This window comes from Moritella viscosa, from assembly GCF_900120065.1.
GTDB classification, from domain to species: Bacteria; Pseudomonadota; Gammaproteobacteria; order Enterobacterales; family Moritellaceae; genus Moritella; species Moritella viscosa.
The window spans coordinates 1-11,774 of sequence record NZ_FPLG01000111.1; the positions used below are offsets into that span (position 1 = coordinate 1).

The following is an 11,774-nucleotide window of genomic DNA, read 5'->3' on the forward strand; positions in this document are numbered from 1 at the left end:
GCAGCGGCTTCGTTCAACAAAAAAATGCAACCGACCGCTAAAGCAGCAGCTGATTTAGGCGTTAGATTTTTATTGTAGTATGGAGTACTAATGAAAAATATATTTCTTGTGACGGGTGTAATTTTATCATCATTCACTTTGATTTCTTGTGGTGGTTCTGAAGATTCTGTACTTGATACTGATTCCTCCAAAGAAGACTTTATAGCAAGTCTGTCTAGTACTTCTTGGGAGCGAAAGTGTGTCCCTGTATATAACGACTCAACCGTCGCAGCGTATAATAACAATACACTAACTATAAATTATTCACTACAATCGACCTCTATAGTTGAGTTGTTTGATGTAACTGATACAACATGCGACTCAATAGTATCTAATGTTACTTTTACTAGCCAAATTGAGGTTTTAGATACAATAGTCAGTGAAGAAAGCATTGAAGCCTACGGTGTAGATTCAGTTCCTATTGATAGTCCTGATAATGTTGAAATTCAATCTACTTATACTTTGATTTATATCGATAGTGAAAGATTATATTTTGGTCAAAACTCTGGTTCAAATTTAGGTGAAACATCTGAAACAAGGCATTCATCTATTTCCCTTGATGAATATTTTTCTAAAGTTGTGAATTAAAAATCTAACATATAAGAATAGGTGTCGCGCAGCCGACACCTTATTCGAGTGTTGAGCAAGCCCAAGCCCTTCTTTATATAGTAAATAACGTGTTTGATCTTAGTGGATACTTCGTCTTGGGGTTAAACCCAAGACGAGCTAAATCGAAATAAACAACAGACCTGTTATTTATCAATTAACTAGCTAGTTGTACCATAAATTTAATATCTCCAACCTGTCATGTTAATGCCATTATTCCTATTATGTTCGCCTTTCGGCTAGGTCGTTCGTGTTATACCAACGCACTTCATTTCATGCTGGCAGCAAGGATAAATTCTGATGACTTTCGCAGTGAACGTTGCGACGAGTTTAGGCATTTTCCAATTGAACAGATACAGTAATATAGCTTGAATTCGCACTCTCAGCTGTTTGGTATTACCATGTGAAAAATTTGTTTGATGGCTTTCTGGATACCGCCTTTATCCATCGGCGAGTTCATACCATTTCCTAGTCCTGGGAAAATCAGTCGCGCATGATGATGCGTTTGCCAATGACTGCGCAGTGCGAGTAAAGTTCGTTTAGGTAATGGCACCAACCTGTCTTTGCCACCTTTAGCTTCACGGATATGGACTTGCATAGTCTGGCTATCAATATCATGAACAGTCAGGTTTAAGCCTTCGCTTAATCGTAGTCCCATGCTGTAAAGCGTGAGAAAGAATACTTGGTAGCGCTGCTTCTTAGTCCCATTGTTTATCAAGCGTATAACGATAGAAAAACTGTAAACCGTTACGGTCTAATTTGACGGTACTCCAAGAGTGGGTCTGGATCAGGCTATTGAAATAAACTTTTAAATCGGCAGTAGTTAATGTGTCTGGGGACTTATCAAAGTAATCCGAAATGCGTCGAACTGCACGAGAATAGGCATCAATGGTCGCTGGCCGTTTACCTTGTAGCCTTAAATTGGTAAGGTGTTGTTCATAAAGATAATTAAATCGTTGCTGTTGTGAATGATTCATACGAATAACTCCAATAAGGCAGCACCATAATGGTGATGCTATTGGTTAGTATGACTGGTAGGGCAAAGACTCTGCCGCGCAGCGGCTTCGTTCAACAAGCTGTAAAACAAGGACAAATTTCAGTTGGTTTTTGCTCCTTTGTCGCGTATTTTAACCAACTGAAATTTGCCCATTATTAGGGCGTTAGCAGGTAAAGGGATATCTATGAGTAAATGTAATCAATCTAGCAAAATAAAGAACCCTGTACTTTTTGGCATTGCAATGGGAGTTGCTATGGGCGCAAGTATCGGTGTCGCATTAAGTAGCGTTACTTTTGGTGTAAGTATTGGTGTTGCTATGTCAGTTGCTTTTTGGGCATCAGCTAAGAAATCAAAAAAGTAGTTACTGCAGTATTACGCTGCAAACATATAAGAATAGGTGTCGCGCAGCCGACACCTTATTCGAGTGTTGAGCAAGCCCAAGCCCTTCTTTATATAGTAAATAACGTGTTTGATCTTAGTGGATACTTCGTCTTGGGGTTAAACCCAAGACGAGCTAAATCGAAATAAACAACAGACCTGTTATCAATTAACTAGCTAGCTAGTTTTACCATAAATTTAATATCTCCAACTGTAATGTTGATGCCATTATTCCTATTATGTTCGCCTTTCGGCTAGGTCGTTCGTGTGATACCAACGCACTTCATTTCATGCTGGCAGCAAGGATAAATTCTGATGACTTTCGCAGTGAACGTTGCGACGAGTTTAGGCATTTTCCAATTGAACAGATACAGTAATATAGCTTGAATTCGCACTCTCAGCCGTTTGGTATTACCATGTGAAAAATTTGTTTGATGGCTTTCTGGATACCGCCTTTGTCCATCGGTGAGTTCATACCATTTCCCTGTCCTGGGAAAATCAGTCGCGCATGATGATGCGTTTGCCAATGACTGCGTAGTGCGAGTAAAGTTCGTTTAGGTAATGGCACCAACCTGTCTTTGCCACCTTTAGCTTCACGGATATGGACTTGCATAGTCTGGCTATCAATATCATGAACAGTCAGGTTTAAGCCTTCGCTTAATCGTAGTCCCATGCTGTAAAGCGTGAGAAAGAATACTTGGTAGCGCTGCTTCTTGGTGCCGTTAATGACTTTACTTATTTGCGTAAGAGTTTAAATATCAGGCAGGCGTTTACCTTGTAGCCTTAAATTGGTAAGGTATTGTTTATAAATATAATTAAATCGTTGCGGTTGTCAGGTGTTCATACGAATAATTCCAATAAGGCACCACCATAATGGTGATGCTATTGGTTAGTATGACTGGCAGGGCAAAGACTCTGCCGCGCAGCGGCTTCGTTCAACAAAACGCTAAATTAAGATTCACAAACAATGTAATGCCATTTGCGGAGCAAATCCCCCGCCAGCATTTGGTCACTTATTAGTGGGGCGTTAGTACTCTAGAGATCGTATGAAATTACCAATCAATTTTGAGACCGAAAGATTAATCATTAGAAAAGTTGAAGTTAGGGATTGGAGTGCGTTGTTAGATACATTTAACTCTAACGAGTTCCCAGCACGACTACCACTTTCTAGACTTAACACTGAGAGCAAAGTGCGAAGTTGGATTGATGATCGTAGCAAAGATTGGGATATGGATGCAGGCTTTGTATGGAGCATGGAGTTTAAACCTACAGGCATAGTTATTGGTCAGATATCACTTTTCCCGCGTGAGTCTGCTTATGCATTGGCATATTGGGTGAATCCTGAAAGCTGGTCTAATGGTTTCGCAACAGAAGCATGTGTAACCCTAATCGATCAAGTTAAACAAAGTGGCTATAACAGTAGATTATGGGCTGGAACTGCTGAATGGAATGAAGCAAGCTCCTTAGTCTTAAAAAAATTAAACTTTCGTTCAATAGGCACTAGAACCCATTTATTAGCGAATGGAATCGAAGAGAAGATAAATGAGTATGCTCTCGACTTATAATTCAAGTACTAACAAAACAATGAACTTCGTGCGTAAACACCGCTACGCACTGGGCTGAATCACGCTGGCGCGCAATTTCGCCAGTTATTTTGGTGTTGGTATGACTCCCCACGTCAAGTAAAACGCAGAGATCCTTGCTAAAAAATATAGCCATAAATTCACTTTCATTAAATAAAGTGAGTAACGTAAGAAATGAAGCAAGTATATTCGTCGGTTATCATGCTGATATTCGTGGATTACTTGTTTTCATAAGCAGCGCATACCTTACGACTCACACATCTTCAATATAAGCGACCTCAATAAATGATGTGTGTGTCCATGCCAATAAAAACTATGTTATGTTTACTCATGCTAGCCTTCATTTTATATTTATGATAAGTATATTATGACTCTGGTTTTAAAACTAAGCCACGATGTTAAAGGCTAGCACCTAGTGGGGAGTCATTATGTCTATGCACCTTTAGAGAGGTATAATGTTTACGTTATCCATTGTTGTTTTTGTTATTATGTTAATAGCTGCTGTTTTTCATTTTTACTGGGCCTTTGGCGGAAAGTATGGACTAAAATCTGCAGGCCCTGATTTAGAAAACGGAAAAATTTTTGTACCTAGTCGTTGGTTGATATTTATCGTGGCAAGTTTGTTATTTGGTCTTGCTATATTGTCTATTCAACTGTTCTCTCCTATGGGGCCGCTTAAAGGTTATGTTCATTACTTAGGTTATTGCGTCTCTTTTATTTTGGTTGTTCGAGCGATAGGTGACTTTAAATATGTCGGTTTTTTTAAAAAGGTATACAACAGTAACTTTGCTACCCTAGATACTAAATATTTTTCACCGGTAATTTTATTTCTAGGTATTTCATATGGATTACTTTCAGTCTCTGGTACATAAGAGGCTGCTCTGCGGGCAATGTAGTTCCCCCGCTTTAGTGGACACCTCCTCATCACGTTTTAGCCAACTACAATTTACCCGAATAAGGGTGTATGTAACAACTAAAACTATCTGCACAAATACGGCGTCAGATACAAAGTATTAAAATTCATCTTACGAGCTTGGTATAAACAATTATGACAAACCGACAGCATCAGAAAATATCCTCGACTATATCGACTATATCGACGCTCAACGCTCTTGCGAAGTTGGCAAATTATTCCCTCATGGACACGCTCAACTGTGATCCTGATGCGACAGAAAACGGTGCCGACCATGCGCCACGGCAAGTCTTCTCGGGGCATTATGTCCCCGTCAATCCGACTCCAATCAAAGACCCTGAGTATGTAGCGCACAGCAAAAACTTTTTTTCCGAGCTTGGTTTCGCCGACAGTATTGCAGAGTCCTCCGACTTCGTCCGCATGTTCTCCGGCGATATCTCTCAGGTTCCAGAGCCGATGCGCAAGGTAGGTTGGGCGAGTGGGTACGCACTATCTATTTACGGCACAGAATACATCCAGCAGTGTCCGTTCCAAACAGGCAACGGATATGGAGACGGTCGTGCAATTTCTGTGTTTGAGGCCGTAATCAACGGTTGTCGCTGGGAAATGCAGCTAAAAGGTGGCGGTCGCACGCCATATTGTCGCGGCGCGGACGGTCGTGCTGTCTTGCGGTCTAGCATCCGCGAGTTCTTAGCTCAGGAGCACATGCACGCACTGGGCGTGCCTACATCACGGTCTTTAAGTTTGTATGTTTCAAAAACGGAGAAGGTAAAGCGACCGTGGTACTCGCAGGACTCTCGTTCGGAAAATCCCGACATGCTTATATCTGAAGCCGTCGCCATCTCGACACGTGTCGCACCGTCGTTTATCCGTGTCGGCCAACTCGAACTTTTCGCTCGCCGTGCTCGTAAAAACGAACACTTGAAAGCGATGGAGGAACTCGAGAAGATTGTACTGCACTTGATTGATCGAGAGTATGCTGATGTTGTCGATAGGCAGCTCAGCATCTCAGAGAAAGTGGTGTTGCTGGCGAGCGAGTTTTGTAGCCGACTCACGTCACTGGTGGCGAACTGGATCCGCATCGGTTTCTGTCAGGGTAACTTCAACAGCGATAACTGTGCAGTCGGTGGCTTTACACTTGATTATGGTCCCTTCGGCTTTTGCGATGTGTTTAACCCGTATTATCAGCCTTGGACGGGTGGTGGTTGTCACTTTTCGTTCATGAACCAACCAAGCGCAGCGCAAAGAAACTTCGGCATGTTTTGTTCGGCGTTACGGCCGTTGCTGACGTCGCATCAGGACTATTTGCAAGAGCTCGACGAGATTCAAAGTGGCTTTTCGAAAGTCATGCACACTAAAATGGAAGAGATGTGGGCTGCCAAGCTGGGTCTTAGCACTTTGAACGCAGCGTCTGACAAGGCACTTTGCAACGTGCTGTTCAGCGAGCTAGAAACACTCATGATGCAAACTCCTGTCGATTACACTATCTTCTTCCGCGAGCTCTCGTCGATACCCGACGACATTGGCCCACTCAAGAAAAGCTTCTACAATAATTCGTCAAATGATAAAGAGTCCAACGAGATGGACAAGCGCTGGACTGAGTGGCTCGAAAAATGGAAAACGCTCCTCAACAGCGCCTGTGACGCGAATGCTATTTCACCGCTATCCAGTGAGGAAATCTCTAGGCAGATGAAGCTCGTCAATCCAAAATACATTTTGCGAGAGTGGTTTGTTATGCCGGCTTATCAGCAAGCAACTGCGGGAAATTACGCTCTAATTCGAGAATTGCAGGACGTGATGACACAGCCATATACAGAGCAGTCGAAGGATGTAGAGGATAAATATTACAGATTGAAACCGCCTGAGTTCTTTGAGGTGGGTGGACTGTCCCATCTTAGTTGTTCGTCGTGATTCTTTGGACTCTACTTATTGAATATTTAGTCACGAGTATTGTCAGTAAACAGGGTTCAACGCTTGACGTTATATTACGAAAATAGTTAAGAGGATTTCATGGAAGAACAGCCGAAAATCTACTTGGATAAATATCTCAGCTCACTTTGTGAAAATGAGCGTAAAAAGTATCAATCATTCAGTTCAGACTATTTCTGTGGTGATGAGCATAATGCCAATTTATGTGCGGAACTAATCCGAATTGGTCAAAAGACAGCAACTTGTAGTCTTAATATTTGGTATGAGTCTGGTGAAGAACCAATGCCAACGATTGGACATTTACAAGTTGTCGTTGATTGGAATGGTAAGCCAATTTGTATCATTAAAATTGATTCAGTTGAAACCTGTAAATATAATGAAGTAACCGCTGAATTTGCTCACGCAGAAGGAGAGGGTGACCGTTCATTAAAATGGTGGCGTGAAGCTCATTGGCGTTTTTTTGTTACTGAATGTTCAGAGTTAAATATTCAACCCAATGAAGACATGGTTCTTGTATTGGAGCGATTTCATGTAGTTCATCAATAGGCAATATAACAGAGTAATCAACATAGTACTTATCACATGTGGCATCGCAGCTTAGAGTAATTGGTTTGGAAGTTAAGGCGTGCGCATGTGTTATTACGGGGTTATAAAGACTCAAGGGGGAGTTGTGCAACTATCAGGTCAAAGAATAAAATTATCACCATTCGACGAAACGGATAAGAGCCTTTTTATTGAAATATCAATGTGTCCCAAAATGATGGAGCATGTTTATGAAACCTTCACATATGAAGACGCTGCAGCAGCGTTCGCAGTTAAATCACAGCCTTGGACTATTGAAAGTAACGGGTGGCTGTCATTAGGCATATCTGAAACCGTAACCGGTGAAAAACTCGGCAGTATAGGTCTTAAAATTGTTAACCATGAAGCCAAAATTGCAGTGGTTGGCTATATGATTAAACAGAGTGCTCAAGGAAAAGGGTTTGCAAGTGAGGCATTGAACCTGCTTAAAGACTATGCGCTTAATGGATTGGAACTTAATAAGCTAACAGCTACATGTTCAGTTCATAATATGGGGTCATTTAAACTACTCGAAAAACTTGGCTTTGTTCGTGAGGGCCGTTTACAGCAAAACTCTTTAATTCGTAACAAGTATGTAGATGATTATATCTATGGTTTGTGTAGCCAGTATTCGGCTCACTTTTTGGCTGAGCGTTAGTTTCCAGAATGTATTGAGAGTATTGAATGAATAAAGTTTTAATTAGCGCTTGCTTGTTGGGAGATAAAGTTCGCTATGATGGTGAGTCACTATTTACATCAAGCGATATACTCCAAGAGTGGATAGATAAGGGGAGAATTATTTCTATCTGTCCAGAGGTGAGTTCTGGGATGAGTATTCCAAGAGCTCCAGCTGAAATAAATGGCGGTGATGGCTACGATGTACTTGAAGGGAGAATATCGGTTATTGAAAATACCGGTAATAATGTCACTGAAGGTTTCGTAAGGGGGGCTAATAACGCATTGACTTTATGTAACGCGAACGAAATCACTGTTGCAGTTTTGGCGGAGTTTAGCCCTTCGTGTGGAAGCTCATCAGTATATAGTGGAGATTTCTCAGGACGCAAAGTAAATGGAGTTGGTGTTACAGCTGCATTATTAACAAGTCATGGTATTAAGGTCTTTAGTCAGCACCAGTTAATAGAAGCCAATAAGTCATTAAACGCGGACACGTAAAAGGTTGCCTGTGTGCATATATCCGACTTAGTGAAGAAGATCCGAATGTGTTCAAAATATCTCAAATGGTAGTGGAACCCAATATGCAAAGAAAGGGGTTAGGGACGCAGGTTCTAACTGAGCTAACTAAAACTGCATTTGAAAGGGTAAATGAGATCTATTTGAACGCTAGCTTACATGCGATATTAATGTACCAAAACTAGGTTTTTAAGTGTTAGGTGTTTAATCATATCAATGGAGAGAATTATGAAAACTATGACTTGTAATCAATTAGGTGGTGCATGTGATGAAAAATTCCAAGCTGAATCTTTTGATGAAATAGCAGAATTAAGTAAAGCACATGGAATGGAAATGTATCAAAAACAAGATGAAGCGCATCTTAAAGCTATGGGAAAAATGAGTGAACTCATGCAACAGCCTGAAGCATTAAAAAACTGGTTTGAATCTAAGAGAAAAGAGTTTACAGATCTAGCTGATGACTAGGCATTTTAAAAGTCGTTTATCTTAATGAAAGTATCGAAGGGGGAAGTGTCATCGTAAGTTCCTTTGGTATTAAATAGTTCTTTTCTGTTTTTACAATAATGGATGATAATGAAATACCTGACATTACCTAAAGCTCTATACGCTTACCCTGGAGTAAAAAAAATATTGTATGACAATCAGTCATGTATCTTATTTAAAAAATTAACTCATAGTTTATTAAGCCAAGAGAAAATAGCAACATCACACTGTTTTATGTATGTTTTAGGTGGAGAAGTACAAGTACAAACTAATCAAGGTAACTTAATAACAACTCAATCTGGTGAGATGTTATTTATGCCTAGAGATACTTATCTTATTTCTGACTTCGTTACAGAAAATAATAGCGCTGAACTCTATTTAATTTTTATTGGCCATGAAATTGTGGATCGTTTTTTGAGTTCAGAAGGGGGAAATAATAAAAAAGTGAGCTCGACAACGCCTACTATTTGTAAGCTACATGCCAGTACAAGCATCAACTATTATTTTAATGCTCTTAGAGATGTTTATTCTGGAGTAGAAAACAGTGTTGAAATTTTAAATCTCAAACTCTTAGAGTTTCTGCATTTAATCAATATAGATAACCGCAATGATATTGTTAAAACACTTTATGTCTCTGAACAACAGAAAAAAAAGCGTAATATAGCTTCACTCATGCTTGAAAATTATAACAAGAATCTTACTGTTTCTGACTTTGCTAACCTTAGCGGTAGAAGCTTATCTACATTTAACCGAGATTTTAAAAGAAAATATGGGGAATCCCCTAAGCAGTGGTTGATAACGAAAAAGATGACAAAGGCCAATAGCCTATTAGCTAATGGCTCAAATGTTACAAGCTGTGCACTCGAAGTTGGTTATAGCAATGTTTCACATTTTATTAGAGCTTATAAAGCGATCTATGGAAAGACCCCAAAAGAAATAAAAAATAACAATCTTTGACATGAAATGAACACTTTTGACTTTTTGAGAGTAGTGGTATTTTTGTAAAGCCGTAACATTATGTTTTTTAATTCCAAAGGGGAATAAAATGAGCGTTACAGTTATCTTAGAAGCAGATGTTAAACCGGAAAGTAAATCAAACTTACTTAAATTACTATCTGAGTATTTACCAGAGACTAACAAGTATAAAGGGTTTATTAGTATCTCTATTCATAGTGAAAAAGATACTAATAAGGTGATTTTCTATGAAAAATGGCAGTCGATTGATAATTATCATGCTTATTTAAATTGGCGGACTGAAACTGGGGTAATGAATAAATTAGCTGACACCTTTAATTCACCGCCCTCAATTCGATACTTTAATACTGAAGAATTTAATGATAATTCAGTCTAATGTAGTGTGACACGATCTATTCATGATCGAGAGAGAAGGCTAGTTCTTGAGGGGGGGCATTTTTATCAACCCCCTTAAATGGGCTACGTTCTTAGGATGGAACTATGGTAACTCCAATAATAATTCTTTTTATTCTATCTTTTCCACTGATAATAGCCTTTGTTTATGCAAAATTAGGAAAGGTGCCTGTTGATATGAACAAATATGCTTGTTGGGGTTTAGGTCTAACGTTTATATTTTTCTTTATCGGTCACATCGTAAAAACAGAGGGAATGGTTGAAATGTTACCTCCTTGGGTACCTTTCAAAGTTACATTAATATATTTCACCGGTGCTCTTGAATTATTAGTTGGTATTGCACTTTTTAAGTCTAAGTTTCAAATTATGGCTGCAAAGTTGGGGATTTTTATTTTTGTGATTTTCTTCCCTGCGAATATATACGCAGCGTTAAATAGTGTTGGACTAGGTGGACATCAATGGGGTTCGGTTTATTTATTAATACGAGCACCATTGCAAATTATACTGATCGCATGGGCGTACTTTTTATGTGTAAAAATATAACGATAAAATAAATAATAGTTGGTTACGTTTTTCTACACAATATTAGCCGACCATTACTTAGCCTGTTATTTAGCATTACGCTTTAAAAACAATCAAATACTAACATGGAGTTAAAAATGAAATTAAGGTTTATTGTAATAGTATTATTTCTTTTTCTTCTTCTTTCTTCAATCGGCTTCTACTTAAGTCAAACTACATCTAATTTAGAAGAAAATAAAGAAACACTCGTTTTTGTACATGGTGCCCATTTAACAAGAGATTCTTGGTTTTATGTGGCTAAAACATTAGAAATAAAAGGGTTTAAAACTCTACTTGTTAATTTACCAGGGAGAAACTCTTCCGTTAATCCTAATGAAATAACGTTAAATGTTTCATCAAAATATCTGTGTGAAACAATAAAATTTATATCGACTCCGATAGTTCTTGTTGCTCATAGTCAAGGTGGTGCAATATCAAATAATGCGTTATCTATTTGCCCGAAGAAAAATATAAAAAGTATTATTTATATAGCGGCAGTATCGCCAAGTAACGGCGAAAAACCTTTTTCACTGTTAAATAAAGCTGATGAATTTAATTACCTTAAAGGAATTAACTATGATGATTCAGGCTGGATGGTTATCAATAATAAATCATTGTTCGTTAACTCCTTTACTAACAGTGAATCGAACGCAGTTAGAAATAAAATAATTAAAAGTTCGGTTGATGAACCCGCAATGATTGGTGAAGGAATTGTGAGTTATGACATTTCATATTTCGCTAAGATTAATAAATTTTACATATATACTAAATTTGATAATATTATATCTCTTGCTTCGCAAAAAAATATAACTAGGAATATGAATCTTAAGAATAGTGCTACATTAGAAACTGGACACCTTCCAATGATTTCTTCTGCTAAATTATTATCTAATAAAATTGAAGGGTTTTTGTATTGAATTAAACTCAATCAAACTATAGCAAGGCATCAACCGGACATGTTTACACTACCATTTTTGTACATTTTATTCGCAAGTTTGTACAAAAATGTAGTGGAAACATGCTGGTAATACGATGTTATTTTATTTTTGTGTGTGTCTATTATGGATATCTATTAAATTAAAATTTTAGAACTGTATACTTATAATTGATTTTCTTAAAAATGGAGATTTTATGAATAAATTTAAAATATTGAGCACGTTTACTT

The 11,774-nt window shown here is 38.4% G+C and carries 17 protein-coding genes and 2 pseudogenes; 14 read left to right on the plus strand and 5 right to left on the minus strand.

Features of this window, described 5'->3' with window-relative positions:
* Window positions 1-90 precede the first annotated feature (90 nt).
* Window positions 91-627, plus strand: coding sequence for a hypothetical protein (locus tag BT797_RS17480; protein ID WP_075473017.1), 537 nt, complete (start codon window positions 91-93; stop codon window positions 625-627).
* Between the two features lie 257 nt (window positions 628-884).
* Here BT797_RS17480 and BT797_RS24705 read toward each other — a convergent pair.
* The 3 genes and pseudogenes from BT797_RS24705 to BT797_RS17490 all read right to left on the minus strand — a co-directional run.
* Window positions 885-1,055: pseudogene (locus BT797_RS24705) on the minus strand (IS91 family transposase); the annotation flags it as partial.
* Window positions 1,028-1,303 carry a tyrosine-type recombinase/integrase gene (locus BT797_RS17485; protein ID WP_139291699.1) on the minus strand — a complete coding sequence of 92 codons (276 nt, stop codon included), beginning with the start codon at window positions 1,301-1,303 and terminating at the stop codon, window positions 1,028-1,030. The gene BT797_RS17485 and the pseudogene BT797_RS24705, both read right to left, overlap by 28 nt.
* Window positions 1,304-1,343: 40 nt before the next feature.
* On the minus strand, window positions 1,344-1,622 hold the full coding sequence (locus BT797_RS17490; RefSeq protein WP_075473019.1) for a site-specific integrase: 279 nt from the start codon (window positions 1,620-1,622) through the stop codon (window positions 1,344-1,346).
* Between the two features lie 204 nt (window positions 1,623-1,826).
* Between BT797_RS17490 and BT797_RS23885 the strand changes: the two genes are divergently transcribed.
* The gene (locus tag BT797_RS23885) at window positions 1,827-2,003 is read left to right on the plus strand and encodes a glycine zipper domain-containing protein (RefSeq protein WP_170860783.1); all 177 of its coding nucleotides are present in this window, start codon (window positions 1,827-1,829) and stop codon (window positions 2,001-2,003) included.
* Between the two features lie 271 nt (window positions 2,004-2,274).
* Here the strand turns inward: BT797_RS23885 and BT797_RS24710 are convergent.
* Both BT797_RS24710 and BT797_RS23485 read right to left on the minus strand, forming a co-directional pair.
* Window positions 2,275-2,445 (minus strand): annotated as a pseudogene (locus BT797_RS24710) (IS91 family transposase); the annotation flags it as partial.
* Window positions 2,418-2,759, minus strand: coding sequence for a tyrosine-type recombinase/integrase (locus tag BT797_RS23485; protein ID WP_339391035.1), 342 nt, complete (start codon window positions 2,757-2,759; stop codon window positions 2,418-2,420). The pseudogene BT797_RS24710 and the gene BT797_RS23485, both read right to left, overlap by 28 nt.
* Before the next feature lie 307 nt (window positions 2,760-3,066).
* Here BT797_RS23485 and BT797_RS17500 point away from each other — a divergent pair, with 307 nt between their 5' ends.
* From BT797_RS17500 to BT797_RS17555, 12 genes are all read left to right on the plus strand, one after another.
* The gene (locus tag BT797_RS17500) at window positions 3,067-3,585 is read left to right on the plus strand and encodes a GNAT family N-acetyltransferase (protein ID WP_052678337.1); all 519 of its coding nucleotides are present in this window, start codon (window positions 3,067-3,069) and stop codon (window positions 3,583-3,585) included.
* Between the two features lie 473 nt (window positions 3,586-4,058).
* Window positions 4,059-4,475: a DUF3995 domain-containing protein gene (locus BT797_RS17505; protein WP_045110771.1), complete on the plus strand. Its 417-nt coding sequence runs from the start codon at window positions 4,059-4,061 to the stop codon at window positions 4,473-4,475.
* A gap of 176 nt (window positions 4,476-4,651) precedes the next feature.
* Entirely contained in the window at window positions 4,652-6,427 is a 1,776-nt protein-coding gene (locus BT797_RS17510; RefSeq protein ID WP_075473021.1) for a protein adenylyltransferase SelO, read from the plus strand.
* Window positions 6,428-6,526: 99 nt separating this feature from the next.
* Window positions 6,527-6,991, plus strand: coding sequence for an ASCH domain-containing protein (locus BT797_RS17515; RefSeq protein WP_045110769.1), 465 nt, complete (start codon window positions 6,527-6,529; stop codon window positions 6,989-6,991).
* Between the two features lie 124 nt (window positions 6,992-7,115).
* Window positions 7,116-7,664 carry a GNAT family N-acetyltransferase gene (locus BT797_RS17520; RefSeq protein WP_075473027.1) on the plus strand — a complete coding sequence of 183 codons (549 nt, stop codon included), beginning with the start codon at window positions 7,116-7,118 and terminating at the stop codon, window positions 7,662-7,664.
* 26 nt (window positions 7,665-7,690) lie between these two features.
* The gene (locus BT797_RS17525; protein WP_075473022.1) at window positions 7,691-8,179 is read left to right on the plus strand and encodes a 2-thiouracil desulfurase family protein; all 489 of its coding nucleotides are present in this window, start codon (window positions 7,691-7,693) and stop codon (window positions 8,177-8,179) included.
* Between the two features lie 8 nt (window positions 8,180-8,187).
* Complete coding sequence (locus BT797_RS24715; RefSeq protein ID WP_367889026.1) at window positions 8,188-8,382, plus strand: GNAT family N-acetyltransferase; 195 nt, start codon at window positions 8,188-8,190, stop codon at window positions 8,380-8,382.
* A 43-nt stretch (window positions 8,383-8,425) separates the two neighbouring features.
* Window positions 8,426-8,662, plus strand: a complete 237-nt coding sequence (locus BT797_RS17535) for a hypothetical protein (protein ID WP_045110766.1) — start codon at window positions 8,426-8,428, stop codon at window positions 8,660-8,662.
* A gap of 108 nt (window positions 8,663-8,770) precedes the next feature.
* A complete protein-coding gene (locus tag BT797_RS17540) occupies window positions 8,771-9,637 on the plus strand; it encodes a helix-turn-helix domain-containing protein (protein WP_075473023.1) in 867 nt (288 codons plus the stop codon).
* A gap of 88 nt (window positions 9,638-9,725) precedes the next feature.
* Entirely contained in the window at window positions 9,726-10,031 is a 306-nt protein-coding gene (locus BT797_RS17545) for a putative quinol monooxygenase (protein WP_075473024.1), read from the plus strand.
* A 104-nt stretch (window positions 10,032-10,135) separates the two neighbouring features.
* A complete protein-coding gene (locus BT797_RS17550; RefSeq protein ID WP_075473025.1) occupies window positions 10,136-10,591 on the plus strand; it encodes a DoxX family protein in 456 nt (151 codons plus the stop codon).
* 116 nt (window positions 10,592-10,707) lie between these two features.
* Window positions 10,708-11,526: a lipase family alpha/beta hydrolase gene (locus tag BT797_RS17555; protein ID WP_075473026.1), complete on the plus strand. Its 819-nt coding sequence runs from the start codon at window positions 10,708-10,710 to the stop codon at window positions 11,524-11,526.
* Window positions 11,527-11,774 lie beyond the last annotated feature (248 nt).

Excerpts from the sequence above, each read along its gene's own strand:
- BT797_RS17480 (WP_075473017.1), top strand. The coding sequence starts at position 91 with ATGAAAAATATATTTCTTGTGACGGGTGTAATTTTATCATCATTCACT.
- BT797_RS17485 (WP_139291699.1), bottom strand. The coding sequence starts at position 1,303 with ATGGGACTACGATTAAGCGAAGGCTTAAACCTGACTGTTCATGATATT.
- BT797_RS17490 (WP_075473019.1), bottom strand. The coding sequence starts at position 1,622 with ATGAATCATTCACAACAGCAACGATTTAATTATCTTTATGAACAACAC.
- BT797_RS23885 (WP_170860783.1), top strand. The coding sequence starts at position 1,827 with ATGAGTAAATGTAATCAATCTAGCAAAATAAAGAACCCTGTACTTTTT.
- BT797_RS17500 (WP_052678337.1), top strand. The coding sequence starts at position 3,067 with ATGAAATTACCAATCAATTTTGAGACCGAAAGATTAATCATTAGAAAA.
- BT797_RS17505 (WP_045110771.1), top strand. The coding sequence starts at position 4,059 with ATGTTTACGTTATCCATTGTTGTTTTTGTTATTATGTTAATAGCTGCT.
- BT797_RS17510 (WP_075473021.1), top strand. The coding sequence starts at position 4,652 with ATGACAAACCGACAGCATCAGAAAATATCCTCGACTATATCGACTATA.
- BT797_RS17515 (WP_045110769.1), top strand. The coding sequence starts at position 6,527 with ATGGAAGAACAGCCGAAAATCTACTTGGATAAATATCTCAGCTCACTT.
- BT797_RS17525 (WP_075473022.1), top strand. The coding sequence starts at position 7,691 with ATGAATAAAGTTTTAATTAGCGCTTGCTTGTTGGGAGATAAAGTTCGC.
- BT797_RS17535 (WP_045110766.1), top strand. The coding sequence starts at position 8,426 with ATGAAAACTATGACTTGTAATCAATTAGGTGGTGCATGTGATGAAAAA.
- BT797_RS17540 (WP_075473023.1), top strand. The coding sequence starts at position 8,771 with ATGAAATACCTGACATTACCTAAAGCTCTATACGCTTACCCTGGAGTA.
- BT797_RS17545 (WP_075473024.1), top strand. The coding sequence starts at position 9,726 with ATGAGCGTTACAGTTATCTTAGAAGCAGATGTTAAACCGGAAAGTAAA.
- BT797_RS17550 (WP_075473025.1), top strand. The coding sequence starts at position 10,136 with ATGGTAACTCCAATAATAATTCTTTTTATTCTATCTTTTCCACTGATA.
- BT797_RS17555 (WP_075473026.1), top strand. The coding sequence starts at position 10,708 with ATGAAATTAAGGTTTATTGTAATAGTATTATTTCTTTTTCTTCTTCTT.